Below are 14,765 nucleotides of genomic sequence, written 5' to 3' on the forward strand. Positions count from 1 at the left end.
CGCAACTCTGGGTGTGCCCTCACCTGATCCGGCCGGACCGGATCAGGTGAGCGTCATCTGCTTCTGCGCGTACAGCTTTGCCCACTCGGCGCGCGGCCGGATCGACGTGTCGACGTCGACGGCCTTGGCGGGCAGGGCACCCGCCGTCGCCTGGTCCTTCGGGGTCAGCTTGAACGGGTCCCAGTCGAAGAACCGGCAGGAGTTCTGCCAGGTGATCTTGTCGATGTCGGAATCGCTTGCGCCCGCGGCATTCAACTCGGCCAGCACCTGCTCGGGCGCATCGGGCCAGAAGCAGTCCGAGTGCGGATAGTCGCACTCCCAGGCGATGATGTCGATGCCGATCTCGTGGCGCAGCTTCAGCGACGTCTTGTCGGTGACGTAGCACGCCAGCGAATGCTCACGGAAGACGTCACTGGGCAGCTTGTCCCCGAAGTCGCGGCGCAGCCATTTCTGGTTGGTGTAGTGCCGGTCACTGCGATCCAGATAGAACGGGATCCAACCGATACCGCCTTCGGAGAACGCGAATTTCAGGTCCGGGTAGTTGCGCATCGCCGGGCCCCACAGCAGGTCCTGGGCGCACATCGCCGAGACCTGCGTGGCCAGGATGATCAGATTGTCGATCGGGGCGTCCTTGGCCATCGAGATCGCGCCGAAACCGGTGCCGATGTGCAGACACATCACCACGTTCTCTTCCGACAGGGTGCGGAACACCGGGCCCCAATAGTCTTCGTCGAAGTAGCTCGGCAGGCCTTCCAGGTGCGGCAACTCGGGCATCGTCACCGCCCGGCACCCCTTCGCGGCGACGCGACGGATCTCACGGCACATCGCCTCCGGATTCCACGTCGGCAGGATCGCGACGGGGATGAACCGGTCCGGGTACGAACCGGCCCATTCATCGATGTGCCAGTCGTTGTAGGCCGAGACCATCACCAGGGTGGCCTCTTCGCGGTGCATGTTCAGGTGCCGGGCCGAGAAACCGGTGAAGGTCGGGAAGCACATCGAGGCCAGGATGCCGTTGCGGTTCATGTCGCGCACCCGCTCGTGCACGTCGTAGACGCCGGGACGCATCTCTGCGAACCCGGCAGGATCGCGGCCCCACTCCTCGGCCGGCCAGGAGACCACGGCATTGAGGCCGCTCACCCCTTGCGGGCGGCCCTGGTACATCCACTGGTCGACGCCCTTGTCGTCGGTGACGACGATCGGCGCCTCGGGCTTGTACTTGTCCGGAACATGGTTGACGAACATGTCGGGCGGCTCCACGACATGGTCATCGATGCTCACCAGGATCAGGTCGTCGGTATTCACTGGACTCCAATTGCTCCTCACGTGCGCGGCATCCTCACGTCCGCGCCTGCTCACCTCAGTAGTACCGTCTACAGGCGTGACCGTCTCTGCACTTTCGGACAGAGGTTTATCTCAAACGGCCAAGATGTCCGAGCGGCCGGTGATCGAGCTGCGCCGCGGCGGCCGCGCCCTCGGCGGCAGCTACCTCTACGAGGGCGACGCGCTGATCACCGGCTGGCACTCGCACGAGGTGCACCAGATCGAATACGCACTGCACGGCCTGGTCGAGGTGGAGACCGATGTCGCCCACTATCTGCTGCCGCCGCAACAGGCCGCCTGGATACCGGCCGGCCTGCCCCATCAGGCGGTGATGAACCCCGACGTCCAGACCGTTGCCGTGATGTTCGATCCCGGCCTGATCTCGGACCGGTCGGACCGGGCTCGGATCATCGCCGTCTCCCCACTGATCCGCGAGATGATGATCTACGCGTTGCGGTGGCCCATCGACCGGCCGGACGGCGATGCCGTCTCCGACGGGTTTTTTCGCACCCTGGCGCATCTCGTCGCCGAAGCGCTGGACCACGAAGCGCCGCTGAGCCTGCCGACGTCCGAGCACCCGATCGTCGCCGCGGCGATGGCCTACACGAAAGCGCATCTGGCTTCGGCAACGGCCGAACAGGTGAGCCGCGCGGTCGCGGTGTCGCAGCGGTCGCTGCGCCGGCTGTTCCAGGAGTCCATCGGATTATCTTGGCGGACTTATCTTCTCAACGCCCGGATGCTCCGGGCGATGGCGTTGCTGACAGAACCGGGGCAGTCGGTGCAGGCCACTGCCACCGCGGTCGGCTTCGAGAGCCTGAGCGCGTTCACCCGCTGCTTCACCCAGTTCAGCGGGCAGTCACCGTCGGGTTACCGGCGCCAGACCGCGGAGACGGCGCGCGCGCCGCACGAGTCGCGATAAGGGTCGCGATCACGGCCGGTCAGCCATCTCCCAGGTGCGATCACATCGCACCTGGGTCTCGGCGATCAACTGCGCGTTCGGCTCGTCGACCGCACGGACCCAGTGCTCGGCCGCGATCAAACTGCGTCCGCCGGCGATGTGGCGCGCAAGCAGTCGCTGCCGCCGCACCTCGTCGGCGCCGCTGAGGTAGTACAGCCGATCGATCAGGTCCCGCGCACCGGCAAAGCCGTTGGACGGCAACGCCAGATAGTTCCCCTCCGTGACCACGAGCCGGGCCGCCGCGGGCACAACCAGTCCGGCCGCGACAGACTCCTCCATCGCCCGATCGAACCGTGGCACATAGACATCGGCAGTCTGATACGCGTCCCGCACCCGAGCCAGCGCCACCAGGAAACCGGCCGCATCGAAGGTGTCCGGGGCACCCTTACGGCCTTTGCGGCCGAGCCGCGCCAGCTGCGCATTGGCGAGATGAAAGCCATCCATGGGCAGTAGGGCCGCGAAATCATGCTGCGCGGAATTGAATTCATCGACGAGATGTGCGGCCGCGGTCGACTTGCCGACACCCGGTGGCCCGGTGAGGCCGACGACCACCCGGCCCGACCGCTCATCGAGCAGTCGGGCGACATCGTCCGTCAAGCGGGCCATGGCGCGGACATTAGCCGTTCGGCGCGTCCAAGTCGAAGACGTCCAGCACGCGATACCGGCAATGTCACCGGCGCTGCGGCTCGGGCGCACACGCCGTCAACAGCTCCGTGCCGTCCTTGCCCGCGACATCAGCGGGACTCAGCCAGCCGAATCCCTGGAACCAGTAGGTATCCGGTGCATGCCGGCCCGACTCGGTGACGGCCGGACCGAGGTCGGTTGTGGTGGTTTCCGGCTCCCCGCTGGGGCGGTAGACCCGCAGCAGCACCGTTTTCCGGGTCCGCCAGTCGAATCCGCCGGGCAGCGGCCGTGCCACAGCGAAGCCGGGGTACGGCCCGGTGGCGGTCAGGGAGTCGAACGGGACGGCATTGCGTGCGTCGGCAGCCAGTACCAGATCCGTCTGACCGGGCTGGAACGTCAGGATCACCGCGTCCACCGGACCGCAGTACCGGCCGGGCCAGATTCGCAACGTGCCGTCGGTGACGCGCACCCCGAAAACCCTCGGCAGTTGCCGGCCCCGCGCGGGGTCACGCGAACAGATCGTCAGGAACTTCGTGCCGTCCCGGGCCGCGACGCCCGCAGGATTGAGCCAACCGATGCCCTCGAACCAGTAGGTGTCCGGCGGATGCCGGTCCGATTCCGTGATCGCCTCGCCCAGCTTGCTGACACCGCCGAATGATCGTGGCGACTGCGGAAAGACGGACACGGTGTCCGCGGTGCGCCAGTCGAATCCGGCGGGCAGCGGCGTCACCACATCGAACCCTGGATAGGGCCCGCCGACGGTGAGGTACTCGACTTCGACGCCGGGGTTCGGCGGAGTCGTGCGTGCACCGATGGCTTCCGGCAATGGCGTCGCCTCGAGCTTCAGTTCCGCCTTGGCGCGGCCATCGATGTTGAAGGTGACGTTGACGGCCGTCGTGCCGCGGCATGGTGAGCCGGTCCACACCCGCAGTTGTCCGTCGGTCACCCGGACTCCGAATTGCACCGGTAGCGACGGCTTCCCCAGGGGGTCACAGCCGCACAACGCCAGCAGCGTCACGAAAGCCACACCGAGACAGTGGATTCGCCGGATCACGAGTAACCCCCGTCCGATGCGCCGGCGTTGGTCTCGAACGGATTTCGGCGGCCGGTGAGCTTTTCGGCGGCCAGACTGATCGCGTACTGCTTGGCGAATTCCACGGGTCCCAACGCGGCCCACTGTCCCGAGTGCCGCTCTTCGTGATGCAGGATGCGATCGATGTCCATGTCCTGCTGGCGTGCGCCGCCGGGCCCGTCGTACCACATCTGACCCGACCCGATGATCTTGCGGAGTTGGTCGCCCGCATCCGCCGGGTGATCGATGTTGATCAGGAACACGTCACCATAGGTGGATCCGGCCTGCTGGCTCAGCTGGTTCTGGATGAACCCGCCGCCCAGTCCCATCAGCATGCCGTTGGGTGTGGTGGCGAACCGCCCGCCGCTGCCCGCCAGTCGCGGAACCTGTTCGTAGCTCCAGGAATTCGCCGACTGCCGGTCGACGATGCGCTGCACCTCGGTCGCCGTGTAGGGCGTTTCGGCGAAGTCGGTGGTCGGGTTTCCTTTTTTGTAGCTGGTGCCCGCGTTGAGGATGTACGTCATCAACACGGCCCGGCGGGCGTCGTCGGCGCTGGTCCCCGGCGGTAGCAGGAAGTAGGTGTTGTCGTCGCTGGGATCGCTGCTCGTTCGGTTGTTGTCGACGACGCGCTCCATGCCCTCGAGGATCTCGAAACTCGCCGGGGTGAGCTTCTGCTGCCGTGCGATGTCGACGATGACCTGAGGCGGCACACCCTTTTTCGCCGCATTCTGCAGCCACTCCCGGTAATACCCCGCGCTGGTCCCGCTCAGCAGGCCCGCGTCGCGCAGCGCGTCCTCGTACTTGTTGACGGGGTCGTATCCCGGTTCCCCGGGATCATCACCGATTCGTGCGTCTTTCGCTTCCGGCACGTCGAACGGAATACGTTCGGCAGCTGCTTGGTCGCCGTGCTCGTAAAGGAACGCGGCCGAATCGAGCTTCCCCGCGAACGCGGACATGCCCTGTCCCAGCACCTGCGCACGACGCAGGAGCGCAGCCCCCACCTCGCGACACGCCTGGCCGCTGTCGAGCCCGGCCACCGGGCCCGCGGCGGCAGACAGTTCGGGGCCGCCGCCGTCGTTGACCAGTCCGCCGGCCACGTCCGCCAGCTCCGCTGCGGTTTCCCGCAACGAGGCCACGACGACCGTCAACGGCGCCGTCATGCCAGTTCCCAACCGACCTTGCGGAGCTGATGGCCGGTGTCGCGGTCGGCCGCTTCGAATTTCGCGAGCAGCAGTTTGATCGCGTTCTCGACCTCGATCCGCTTGGCCGCGATCTGCAGCGCCTGGACCGGCGAAACCCGCGCATACCAGCGGAGCCAGAAGCCGGGCGTGACCCCGCCGTCGTCGGCGACGTCCCACTGCGACCCGGCAGCGTCGACTGCCTTCTTCAGACTGGCGCGGAGCTCGGTGAGCTGGGCACCACCTGTCGCCAACGGCTCTGCCACGGCATCGAGCTGGTTCCGATATGCGGTCTGCTCGTCGAGTGATTCGCGGCCCTGCTTCTGCGCGGCATCGGCGGCGGTGCCGGTCCAGTCCTCGGCCAGATGGGCGAATTGCGTTCGTGCCCGGTCGATCTGGGCGCCGACGCGCTGGGCCGCGGCCCGCGCGTCGAGGGATGCGGTCAGCAGCGATTCCGGATCGGAATTCAGCACCTGCGACACCGTGTACGACATGGACCGTCCCCCGTTCCCATCGGTCTCCATTGTCCCCCACGGGCCGCAGGCCACCGGTCACCAAAAATCGCGTCCCCGCGACCAGGATGTCACCTAGTGGGAACCTGCCTTCCACTGACGCTGCGGGCCGACTAAGACCGAATGATGACCTCCCACATCGCGCCCCCGCCCGACACAATGCAAGCAATGGTGCTGACCGAGTTCGGCGGCCCCGAGGTGCTGCACGCCGCCGAGTTGCCCACCCCGGTGCCCGCGGCCGACGAGGTGCTGGTCGAGATCGCCTGCACCAGCGTCAACCCGGCGGACTGGAAAACCCGCGAGGGCAAGCTCTCCGCCTACATCGACTATCACTTCCCGTTCGTGCTCGGCTTCGACCTGGCCGGCGTCATCGCGGCAGTCGGGCCGGGCGTGACCCGTTGGCAGGTGGGCGATCAGGTCTTCGGGATGTCCAACCAGCGCAACGGGAATGACGGCACTACGCCGAATACTGCCTCGCATCGTCCGAGCTGCTCGCGCCACTGCCCGCCGGCTGGAGCCACGTCGACGCCGCGGGACTGCCGGTGGCGGGCAGCACCGCCTACGGCGGCATGGTCGACGCCGGCGGGCTGCAGGACGGCCAGACCGTGCTGATCAACGGCGGCGCCGGTGGCGTCGGCAGCATCGCGATCCAGATCGCCCGGGCGCTGGGCGCGCGGGTCGCGGTGACGTGCAGCCCGAGGAACTTCGATTACGTCACCGAACTCGGCGCCGAGCTGGCCATCGACTACCGCGGCGGCGACGTCGTCGCGCAGCTGCGGGCCTGGGCTCCGTCGGGCGTCGATCAGGTGCTCGACGCCGTCGGGCTGGACACCCTGCTGCCGCATGCCGAGGAGCTGGTGGCTCCCGGCGGCAGCTACGTCGAGATCGAGACCCTCATTTCGCGCGCCGACGAGGAGCGGGTGGCCCGTGCCGCCGAGCGCGGCGTGCGGATCGTCTCCAACATGATCGCGGTCCAGCGCCAGCCCCAGCACCTCATGGAGTTGGCCGCACTCTGCGCCAAGGGCGCGATCCGGCCACCGGAAACCGAGGTGCTGCCACTGTCGAAGGTGGCTGACGCGCACCGCCTCGTCGAGGCCGGGCACGTCCGCGGGAAAGTCATCCTCGCCACGCATTCCGGCTGAGCTCGCCCGGCCAAAGCCCTTGGGACGGAGACTCATCCGACCACCGGGCTGGTAGCGTGATGCGGACGTTCAGGCCGAGGCACGGGAGGCATTGTGGGGCATCGCGAATTGCTCCATCACCTGGTGTCCGACGCCGCTGCCGCAATGCCTGATCGGCCGGCTCTCATCGCCGAGGACGGCACCGTCACGACGTTCGCGCAGTTCGACCGGTCGATCGCGGCGGTCGCCGGCTGGATCGCGTCGCGGACCAGGCGCGGCGACCGCGTCGCGGTGATCGCCGACAACGGCCCGGATTACGCGACGCTCTACTACGCGGTGCCCGGCGCCGGACGCATCCTGGTCCTGATCAATCAGCGGCTCAGTGCCGACGAGCATGTCGCACAACTGGCGACCGCGGCTCCGACCTTGATACTGGGTGACGGCCGCTATCTGGGGCCCCTGAACCGGCCCGAGGCAATCTCGTTCGACAGCGAAGAGTGGACTGCGGCAACTCAATCGGCCGGACGGCCCGGGCCCGACGAACCTGACGCCGACGACCCCGTCTGGCTGCTGTTCACCAGTGGGTCGACGGGAGCGCCGAAAGGTGTTGTGCACACGCATCGTTCGATCACCGCGGCGGTCCGGGGCAGTATCGCCGGCAGGTCGGTCCGTCCGGGCGGTGTCTATCTGCTGCCGTTTCCCATGTGCCACATCGCCGGGTACAACATGCTGGTGCACCACGGTGCCCGGTCGACGGTGCTGCCGGTGGCGGCATTCCGGCCCGATGACTTCGCGGCCGCGGTGAACCGGCACCAGGTGACCTCGTGTTCGTTGGCCCCGACCATGCTGCACAGCCTGCTGGCCCATCTGGACCAGGCCGGCACCGATCTGCCGTCGCTTCGCGACATCGCCTACGGTTCGTCGGCCATTCCGGCCGACCTGCTCCGGCGTGCCCTCGACCGGCTCGACGTGGGATTCCACCAGGGTTACGGAATGACCGAAACCGGCGGCAACGTCACGTTTCTCGGGCCCGAGGACCACCGGGCGGGCGCTGCTGGCGACACCGCCGTCCTCGGGTCGGCCGGCCGTCCCCACGGCGGCGTGCAGATCCGGATCGCGCCGAACGGCGAAATCCTGGTGCGCGGAGACCAGGTGGCGGTCCGGTACTGGCCCGACACGCCCACGACCGTCGACGGCTGGTTGCACACCGGCGACGTCGGATATCTCGACGACGAGGGCCGACTCGTGGTGTCCGACCGGCTGAAGGACATCATCATCACCGGCGGCGAGAACGTGTCCTCGCGGGAAGTCGAGGACGTGCTGTCAGCGCACCCCGACGTGGATCAGGTTGCGGTCGTGGGGGTTCCGGATCCGTACTGGGGTGAGGCCATCTGCGCGGTCGTCGTGCCCAGCGGCGGGGCTCACCCTGACGCGGATGCCCTGACCGCGTATGTTCGCGAGCACATCGCGGTCTTCAAGCGCCCCCGGCACGTCGTGTTCGTGGACGCCCTACCGCTGACGACCAATGGCAAGATCGCGAAACAGATACTGCGCGAACAGCTCCGAGCACGATTCACCAACTAGCGCGGCTGCTCAGGGCGTGGTCGTCGCGAGGCCTGCCCGCTCGACGCTCATCAGGCTCTCGGTCTCGTGCTCCTGCCGGTACGCCGCACCACCGCCGTTGAGGCCGAACAGCCGCTTGCTCCACAACAACCACAGCACGGCGATGATGTTCACCAGCAGCATCGCCACGCGCAGTGTGGTGACCTTTTCCGTCAGCTCGTAGATCTCCAGCGGCAGGAAGATACCGGTGGCCACCACCGCGAAATACTCTCCCCACCGCCACATCCCCCACAGCCCGACAGCTTCCACCAACTCGATCAGCGCATACACCGCAATGCCGATCCCGATCCACAACAGGGTCGTGCCCGACATGGTGAAGGCATCGTTGATGTGCCGAATGATCTTGGAACCGTCGATGTTCCAGCCGATCTGGTCGGCCAGCGGCCGCAGCAGGGGCAGGTCCTTCTCGAACATGTCCCGCAGATGCACACGCGCCGCTCGCACCCTGAAGACGCCGTAGGACATCGCGGCCAGCAGCAGGAATCGGAAGACGCGCTCGACCGCCAGCACCCGCATCAGCACGCGGTCGCGCAGCAGCCGGCCGCGCGGGACTTCGGGTGCCGATTCCGCCGGTCCCTTCCCCCGTGGCGGGCCGACGACGAACGTCTCGCACCTCAGGCAGCGCCACGCCTCACCGACCGGGGTCTGCACGTGCAGACGGGCGGCCAGCTCCGGCTCATCCGGGGCGAACGTTGCGTGGCCGCGGAGTCCGCAGGACCGGAGGGCGAAATCCACCATGTCCGTACCGTATCGACACGAGCTGAGCGGAGCACCCGAATCCGCCCGCCGTAGTTCCGCCGGTTCAAGGAAGATGGACCGATGCCATCCCTACTGTGGTTCCGTCGCGACCTGCGGCTGCATGACCTGCCCGCGCTGGCGGCTGCGATCGACCAGGACCGTGACGTACTCGCGTGCTTTGTGCTCGACCCGCGCCTCGAGGCGTCGTCGGGCCCGCGCCGTCTGCAGTTCCTGGGCGACTGTTTGAGACACCTGAACGCAGAACTCGATGGCCGACTCCTGATCACCCGTGGCCGCCCTGAAGAGCGAATTCCGTTGATCGCCAACAAAGTCGATGCCACTGCAGTGCACATCTCGGCAGATTTCTCGCCGTTTGGCCGACGCCGCGACAGCCGCGTGCAGGACGCCCTGGACGGTATCCCCCTGATATCCACCGGATCGCCGTACCTGATCTCGCCGGGGCGGGTCACCAAAGACGACGACAGCCCATACAAGGTGTTCACGCCGTTCTTCCGTCGCTGGCGTGACCACGGCTGGCGGCAACCGGCCGGCACCGGTGCACAATCGGCACGGTGGATCGATCCGGGCAGCGTGGCGACCGCCGTGTCCAAACTTGCCGACGCCCCAGACACTGGTGTGCCGGCCGGATTCACCGCCGGCGAGGAGGCAGCTCGGCACCGGTGGCAGCAGTTCGTCGACGAGGGACTGGGCGACTATGACGACCACCGCGACCTGCCCGGCATCGACGGCACGAGCCATATGTCGGTGCATTTGAAGTTCGGCACCATTCATCCCCGCACCATGGTCGCCGACCTCGACTTACGCCACAGCAGCCACCTTGCGTACCTGCGCCAGCTTGCTTTTCGCGATTTCTATGCCGCGGTACTGCATCACTGGCCGAACAGCGCCTGGCACAACTGGAACCGCGACTTCGATGTCATCGAGACCGATACCGACGACGCGGCAGAGCGGCTCTTCGAAGCCTGGAAGGCCGGACAGACCGGATTCCCGTTCGTCGACGCCGGCATGCGGCAATTGCATCAGACCGGATTCATGCCCAACCGGGTACGTATGATCGCCGCGTCCTTTCTGGTCAAAGACCTGCACCTGCCTTGGCAATGGGGCGCCCGCTGGTTCATGGAGCAGTTGGTGGACGCCGATATCGCCAACAATCAGCATGGCTGGCAGTGGTGCGCGGGCAGCGGGACGGACGCCGCGCCCTACTTCCGGGTGTTCAATCCGACAGCGCAAGGACAGAAATTCGACCCCACCGGGGCCTACATCCGCCGCTGGATTCCCGAACTGGCCGACGTGGTTGATCCCCACCTCAAATCGGGATCGCGGCCGGCCGACTACCCGGCGGCGATCGTCGATCACGGCGAAGAGCGCGGCGAAGCGCTCCGCCGGTACCAAGCGGTCGGCGCCCGTAGCGCCGCGGTGCACGCGTCGCGGAAACCGTAGCGATTTCCCGGCGTATGGCAGCATCGAAAGGGAGCGCCTGCCAATTGGCCAGTGCCGTAGCGGTTTTGCCGCACCGGGGGAAGGATTGCGATGCGTGTCACGACATTTCTGATCACGGGAGTCGCGACAGCCGTCACCGCGGCCGTCGGCGGCGCCGCAACAGCGCCTGCGGTCCGCTCGAGTTGGTATGCGCAGCTGCGGAAGCCGGCCTACCAGCCGCCGCGTCAGGTGTTTCCGGTGGTCTGGCCGGCGCTGTACGCGGACATCGCCGTGGTGTCGGCAGCCACGATCGACGAGTTGGGGACAACCGGCCGCGACAGCGAGCGACGCGCCTACCGGAACGGGCTCGCGCTGAACCTCGTACTCAACGCCGCGTGGTCCTGGTTGTTCTTCAACCGCCGCCGGTTCGGAATGGCGACAGCCGTCAGCGCCGTGCTGACGGTGAGCAGCGCCGATCTGACCCGGCGAGCCGTCGACGCGATCGGCGGACGGGCCGCACCACTGGCGCTGTATCCGCTGTGGTGCGCTTTCGCCACCGTGTTGTGCGGGCACATCCGGCAACTGAACCGCCGAGCCGGCCAGTCGTAGCCGCGGAGGTCTGGCACTCACCGGGCCATCGACCTACGCTGGCGAGCATCCACGCCCGATACACGCGGAGGCCAGGTTGCCGAATCCGGAAGCTTTTCTCGACCAGTTCGCCGATGACGCGTCCGGGCGGGTGTTCGCCGAGCCGTACCACACGCCTGATGGCTCGACTGTGATCCCCGTCGCCAAGGTCAGCCACGGCGGCACCGGACCGACGGCAAAACCGCTGGGCGTCTTCGTCATCCGTGACAGTGGCACGACCTGGGTGCCCGCCGTCGATGCGGACCGCATCGCGTTGGTCGGTGTCGTGACGGGCCTGGTGGCCGCCACGATCGGCTGCCTTGCGCTGCTGCGGCGCCCGCCGTGGCCGGACCTGTCCGACCACGGGCACCCGGCTTCGCGTCGGCAGCGCTGACGTTCATCCGCGCCGGGCGCGGATTTCATCTCACAGATTCAGATCGTCGACTTGTCGACACTTGCGTCGTTTCGCGAGCCCGCCTCTGGGTATCTGGTGTTGCGGGGGTCGTGGAGTTGTTCGACCGCGGGACAGCGCGGAAGAGCGATTCCTCTTTCATCACGAGCACACGCAAGGAGTTCAACCCATGACCTTGAAGAAGACCGCAGCGCGTGCAGTTGCAACCAGCATGCTTGGCCTGGCAGGCCTCGGCGTCGGCGCCGGCCTCGCGCAGGCAGACCCGGTCGGCCCGATGCCGACACCGCCATTTCCGTCGCCCAACGTCCCCGGACCAGGCGTAAACGCCGGGACACCGGGCAACCCGCTCCCGCCGGGACGCGGTTTCCTCCCGCCTCCTGGACACGGCGGGCCGATGCCGCAGGACCGTATTCCGTTCACCGCGACGCCGTCGTGGGTCCTGGTCCCGGTGGTGCCGCCGATGGGCACCCCACCGGCACCGGCGCTCCCGGACTGGGCCACCGGCATGCAGGTGGTCTGGAACCCTGACCTGGGCGCTTGGGGCGTCTGGGACATGCAGGGCAGCGCGTTCATCCGCATCTGACCGACAGCAAGCGGCCGCCACCCCGTCGTTTGACGGGGTGGCGGCCCGCTGACGGGGACTGCGGACCTCGCAGCACTCACCAAATCCCCGGAAACTCTACGGATACTCCCAGCTGTATCCCAGGCAGAAATGCTGACTCTGGCGTCAATTCTTTCTACCGTTACCGCTGACAGCCATCAGTGCGCGGGCGGAGGGAACGACCATGGGTTGCTCACGGTACATCGGCCGGGTCGGCGCCCTGGCAGTTTTTCTGGGGGTCGGCGTATCGCTGACGACGGGGCAGGCGATCGCCTACGCCGAGCCGTCGGCGACGGACACCTCGCACGCGACACAAGCAGCAACCCCAGGCAAGCCGGCACCCCACACGCCCACCTCAGAGACGGCGGCACGGGCCGACACGACGCCGGCCTCGACGCCAGACGGATCGGTGCCCTCACCCCACAAGCCCAAGCGGCAGCCGAAGAACAAGGGCGCTGACAGCAAGAACACCGAGACGGCCGGCAAGCACCGCGACGCGAATTCCACCCGCCACGCAGACCGCGCCACCAAGGCCGCGCCGGCCTCGACCACCGGCGAATCCGTCAGCGCCACAACGAAAACCGATCAGCCGCGGCCCACTGCGACGGTCAACCACTCCCCCACACCAGCGGTCGCCGCGACCTCGGCCGTGCCCGCGACGGCATCGGTGGCCCATACCGCCGCCGCACCGCCGGCGGCGGTCGTCACGCCCACCGTGTCGGCCCCTTCCGTACCCAACACGATCAACCAGATCGTCACCGCCGCAAAGCAACTCATCGGCGTGGTGCTGCGGCCGCTGGTATCGACGCTGCCGTCGAACGTACCCGCCAATTCGCCCGCCCTGTGGACGGTATTGGCCTGGGTGCGCAGGCAGATCGAGACGAATCTCCTTCCACCCCATGTGGTCTCCGCCTGGAACGTGACGAGCCCGAACCTGCTGACCAACCCCGGTGCCGAGTTCGGTGATCCTTCGCTGTCCGGCGGCAGCACGGTGTCCATCCCCGGCTGGACCGTCACCGGCACGCCGCCCTATGGCACCAAGCGCCAGCTCCCGTTGGGTCTGCCGACGCCGGGGCCGACACTCCCGGCCATCTTCAACTTCCCCAGTGATCGGCCGACCCCGGGCGACACGCAGTTCTTCGGAGGCGGCAATGTCGCGACCTCCACGCTGACCCAGACAGTCGATCTCAGTGGCGCCGTCGCGGGCATCGATACCGGCACGACACCGTTCAAGCTGAGCGGCTTCCTGGGCGGCGCCATGATCGATCCTTCGGCCGCGTCGATCAAGGTCACGTTCCTCGACGCCACCGGGACGCAACTGGGGGTCGGCAAAGTGGCGCCCGTCGGCCCCTTCGAACGTTGGTTCCAGACCGGACTGCTCGAGCGCAGCACCGAAGGCACCGTCCCGGCCGGCACCCGCACCGCGCAAGTTGTCGTCACCCTGAAAGACTTGAACCCGCTGACCGGCGGCTACAACAACGCGTTCGCCGACGATCTCTCGTTCACCGTCGGGGCGTCGCTGCCTGCACCGTCGCCGCCCACCCCGCCGAAGTCGACGGTCGGCGCACTCGACCACATCTTCATGGTCTACCTGGAGAACAAGGGCTACAAGGACATTGTCGGCAGCGCCAACGCGCCGTACCTCAACAGCCTGATCGACACCTACGGCGTCGCGACCGACTACCACGCGCTGACGCACCCGAGCGATCCGAACTACTACCCGATCCTCGGCGGCTCCGACTTCGGCCTCAGCTACAACTGCGCGACCAACTGCATCGATGCCACCAACCTCGCCGACAGAATCGAATCGGCAGGCAAGACATGGGCCGGCTACGCGCAGGGCATGTCCGCCGCTGGGCCCTACGTGTCGACAAGCGGTTACGCGCCCGACCAGTTGCCGTTCCTGGCATATAGCGACATCTACAACAACCAGGCCCACGCCACCGCGCATCTCCACCCACTGACCCAGATGGCGACAGACCTCTCGTCGTCGGCCACCACGCCAAACTTCGTGTGGTTCGCGGCCAACGAGGCCAACAACGGTGAAGGGCCGCTCGACTTCCCCGGCGGCTATCTCAATTACATTGGGGCGCTGCTCACCAACCACCAGTACAACGTGAAGGCGGCCGACCAGTTCGCTCAGCAGACCATCCCGACAATTCTGAATTCGGCGGTCTGGAACGACCCGACGCAGAAGTCGGCGATCGTCGTCACATTCGACGAAGACACCGACAACCTCTCGCTCGGCTTCGGCAACGGCGGCAATCGCGTTGTCACCGTGGTGATCCCATCTCCGGCAGCCGTCAGCGCCGGGATGCGGTCGGGTAACTTCACCAGCACCAGCTACGCCAACCACTACAGCCTGCTGCGCACCATCGAGGATTCACTGCAATTGGCGCCGTTGACCAACAACGACGCCTACGCCGTGCCGCTCAACGACTTCTGGGGCACGCCGCCGGTCATGCCGTAGCCCAAACGAGCGTCGGACCCGAGGAAAAACCTCGGGTCCGACGTCTACTTCCGGTTGGTTCAGCGG

The 14,765-nt window shown here is 67.1% G+C and carries 15 protein-coding genes; 9 read left to right on the forward strand and 6 right to left on the reverse strand.

From position 1 onward, the window contains the following. Positions 1-42: 42 nt before the first annotated feature. Positions 43-1,305 carry an amidohydrolase family protein gene (locus ACJEIK_RS19010; protein WP_135357321.1) on the reverse strand — a complete coding sequence of 421 codons (1,263 nt, stop codon included), beginning with the start codon at positions 1,303-1,305 and terminating at the stop codon, positions 43-45. Between the two features lie 76 nt (positions 1,306-1,381). Between ACJEIK_RS19010 and ACJEIK_RS19015 the strand changes: the two genes are divergently transcribed. Further along, positions 1,382-2,242: a helix-turn-helix transcriptional regulator gene (locus ACJEIK_RS19015; protein ID WP_209841251.1), complete on the forward strand. Its 861-nt coding sequence runs from the start codon at positions 1,382-1,384 to the stop codon at positions 2,240-2,242. 9 nt (positions 2,243-2,251) lie between these two features. Here ACJEIK_RS19015 and ACJEIK_RS19020 read toward each other — a convergent pair whose 3' ends face one another. From ACJEIK_RS19020 to ACJEIK_RS19035, 4 genes are all read right to left on the reverse strand, one after another. Further along, complete coding sequence (locus ACJEIK_RS19020; protein ID WP_135357319.1) at positions 2,252-2,887, reverse strand: nucleoside/nucleotide kinase family protein; 636 nt, start codon at positions 2,885-2,887, stop codon at positions 2,252-2,254. Positions 2,888-2,951: 64 nt separating this feature from the next. After that, a complete protein-coding gene (locus tag ACJEIK_RS19025) occupies positions 2,952-3,932 on the reverse strand; it encodes a hypothetical protein (RefSeq protein ID WP_135357318.1) in 981 nt (326 codons plus the stop codon). A gap of 23 nt (positions 3,933-3,955) precedes the next feature. Further along, positions 3,956-5,137, reverse strand: a complete 1,182-nt coding sequence (locus ACJEIK_RS19030; protein ID WP_135357317.1) for a type VII secretion target — start codon at positions 5,135-5,137, stop codon at positions 3,956-3,958. Continuing rightward, entirely contained in the window at positions 5,134-5,649 is a 516-nt protein-coding gene (locus ACJEIK_RS19035) for a WXG100 family type VII secretion target (RefSeq protein WP_064860409.1), read from the reverse strand. The genes ACJEIK_RS19030 and ACJEIK_RS19035 overlap by 4 nt, the downstream gene beginning before the upstream one ends. A gap of 186 nt (positions 5,650-5,835) precedes the next feature. On the opposite strand from ACJEIK_RS19035, the gene ACJEIK_RS19040 reads away from it, so the two are divergent. From ACJEIK_RS19040 to ACJEIK_RS19050, 3 genes are all read left to right on the forward strand, one after another. Continuing rightward, the gene (locus ACJEIK_RS19040; RefSeq protein ID WP_234789752.1) at positions 5,836-6,279 is read left to right on the forward strand and encodes an alcohol dehydrogenase catalytic domain-containing protein; all 444 of its coding nucleotides are present in this window, start codon (positions 5,836-5,838) and stop codon (positions 6,277-6,279) included. Next, positions 6,210-6,809: a zinc-binding dehydrogenase gene (locus tag ACJEIK_RS19045; RefSeq protein WP_244602347.1), complete on the forward strand. Its 600-nt coding sequence runs from the start codon at positions 6,210-6,212 to the stop codon at positions 6,807-6,809. The genes ACJEIK_RS19040 and ACJEIK_RS19045 overlap by 70 nt, the downstream gene beginning before the upstream one ends. A gap of 144 nt (positions 6,810-6,953) precedes the next feature. Continuing rightward, a complete protein-coding gene (locus ACJEIK_RS19050) occupies positions 6,954-8,372 on the forward strand; it encodes an AMP-binding protein (protein ID WP_409431726.1) in 1,419 nt (472 codons plus the stop codon). Positions 8,373-8,381: 9 nt separating this feature from the next. Here the strand turns inward: ACJEIK_RS19050 and ACJEIK_RS19055 are convergent, their stop codons facing one another. After that, positions 8,382-9,149, reverse strand: a complete 768-nt coding sequence (locus ACJEIK_RS19055) for a DUF2127 domain-containing protein (protein ID WP_061009895.1) — start codon at positions 9,147-9,149, stop codon at positions 8,382-8,384. An 81-nt stretch (positions 9,150-9,230) separates the two neighbouring features. Here ACJEIK_RS19055 and ACJEIK_RS19060 point away from each other — a divergent pair, with 81 nt between their 5' ends. From ACJEIK_RS19060 to ACJEIK_RS19080, 5 genes are all read left to right on the forward strand, one after another. Continuing rightward, positions 9,231-10,610 carry a deoxyribodipyrimidine photo-lyase gene (locus ACJEIK_RS19060; RefSeq protein ID WP_133427112.1) on the forward strand — a complete coding sequence of 460 codons (1,380 nt, stop codon included), beginning with the start codon at positions 9,231-9,233 and terminating at the stop codon, positions 10,608-10,610. A gap of 90 nt (positions 10,611-10,700) precedes the next feature. Continuing rightward, the gene (locus ACJEIK_RS19065; protein WP_406774210.1) at positions 10,701-11,198 is read left to right on the forward strand and encodes a TspO/MBR family protein; all 498 of its coding nucleotides are present in this window, start codon (positions 10,701-10,703) and stop codon (positions 11,196-11,198) included. A 76-nt stretch (positions 11,199-11,274) separates the two neighbouring features. Next, the gene (locus ACJEIK_RS19070) at positions 11,275-11,610 is read left to right on the forward strand and encodes a GerW family sporulation protein (RefSeq protein ID WP_135357314.1); all 336 of its coding nucleotides are present in this window, start codon (positions 11,275-11,277) and stop codon (positions 11,608-11,610) included. 187 nt (positions 11,611-11,797) lie between these two features. Then, positions 11,798-12,211, forward strand: a complete 414-nt coding sequence (locus ACJEIK_RS19075) for a hypothetical protein (protein WP_061009885.1) — start codon at positions 11,798-11,800, stop codon at positions 12,209-12,211. Between the two features lie 202 nt (positions 12,212-12,413). Continuing rightward, a complete protein-coding gene (locus ACJEIK_RS19080; RefSeq protein WP_135357313.1) occupies positions 12,414-14,699 on the forward strand; it encodes an alkaline phosphatase family protein in 2,286 nt (761 codons plus the stop codon). Positions 14,700-14,765: the final 66 nt, after the last annotated feature.

It is taken from the genome of Mycobacterium sp. SMC-16, from assembly GCF_046250085.1.
In the GTDB taxonomy this organism is placed as follows: domain Bacteria; phylum Actinomycetota; class Actinomycetes; order Mycobacteriales; family Mycobacteriaceae; genus Mycobacterium; species Mycobacterium phocaicum.